The organism is Acinetobacter stercoris (assembly GCF_900323515.1).
Lineage (GTDB): Bacteria > Pseudomonadota > Gammaproteobacteria > Pseudomonadales > Moraxellaceae > Acinetobacter > Acinetobacter stercoris.
On the sequence record NZ_OOGT01000393.1, the window covers coordinates 1 to 1346 of the forward strand.

The 1346-nt window shown below is 33.9% G+C and carries 2 protein-coding genes; both read right to left on the reverse strand.

Going from position 1 to position 1346, the window contains the following annotated elements:
• Positions 1-20: 20 nt before the first annotated feature.
• A complete protein-coding gene (locus tag KPC_RS19765; protein WP_171334567.1) occupies positions 21-713 on the reverse strand; it encodes a fimbrial biogenesis chaperone in 693 nt (230 codons plus the stop codon).
• A gap of 101 nt (positions 714-814) precedes the next feature.
• Positions 815-1346 (reverse strand): fimbrial protein (locus KPC_RS19770; protein ID WP_146196684.1); only part of this gene is annotated, 532 nt, incomplete at its 5' end.

Genomic DNA, 1346 nt, shown 5'->3' on the forward strand with positions numbered 1-1346 from the left:
ATTTTTAATATCTATTTTAATCACTCAATCCGGATTAAAATCTCATCTTTTGCCCCATATTCATTAATACTAATAAATCTCATATTGCTCATATTAGTGGATTGCAGACTCAGTTTTTGTTCAGAGTGTGGTTTTAAAAATAACCCATCACTCGAAACCAAATCAAGCATTCTGTGACCATCTTGCTGAAAAACTGAAGGAATAGAAATATAAAAAGGGGTAGGATTTTTAACCAGTAAATGTTCTCCACGATGCATCCATTTCAATTTTTTAGCTGCGTGTAGTGCATCATCTGAAATACTGCTTGGACGATAAAAAAGTTTAATACGCGATCGTATAGAAATTTGCATATAATTTTGTTGCGAACCAGCACTATGTTTTGGTTTAGGCGGGATATCCACAACATTTAACCAGAATATACTTTCCTCCGTTTTTTTTAATTGTTTTGCCGCAGGCAATGCCATAATTCTCAGAAACTGACTATTTTTAGGATTTATTTTAGAGATAGGTGGAGTTAAAACAAAAGGGACACTGATTTGCTCTGGCAAAGCTTTTGGGTCTCCATCATCAATCCATGCCTGAATCAATGATGGCTCTTCGGAATCATTTCTAATCTCTATCATTACGTCATTTGTATTTGATGGATAAACAACCCTCGTTCCCATAATTACACTGGCTGAATATGTAATGTTGGAAAAAAATAAAATAGCCATTAGCCCTTTTTTAATCAGATTTCCACTCATTGACTCTAACTTTTTAAATTCAACTCTTTTCCATATAAAGTCAAAGTAATACATATCCAACCTTTATAAAACTATTGATAATTAACCATATAATGTACTGATGTCGCAACCATTCCTTCTGTAGATGCACCATTTGCATAATATTGTGCAGCATAACGCATCGTCGCATTACCTAGCCGATCAACTGAAATCTGCTGACTATCTCGATTAAGCTGGTTTTGCTGTGTAATGGAAATAGGTTGATTATTGTTGTTTAATATTTGTACCTGCACATTTCTTGCTGCGTTCAAAGTTGCCTGATTATTTAAACGCCCAGAAGTACTATCAACTGTCAGTCCAGGCTCAAAATATGTTTTTGCTTTATTACCAGCAGTACATGCAGTTAAATGAATGACAAACGTTGTTGGAGTTGCACCAGAAGCTTTTAATGTTTTCTCTGACACATTTGGAAGGTCAATATTAATATTTTCCCGACTACCACTATTAATAGTGCACGTCTGTGCAATTATTTTCCCTTTAAAAGTTATAGATCCATCAGCAGCGTATAATGGGTTAATTAAAATTAACAATAATCCAAATAAAGCAATATTTCTCATAATATTT

Coding starts and splice junctions, on each gene's coding strand:
- KPC_RS19765 (WP_171334567.1), bottom strand. CDS start 713: ATGGCTATTTTATTTTTTTCCAACATTACATATTCAGCCAGTGTAATT.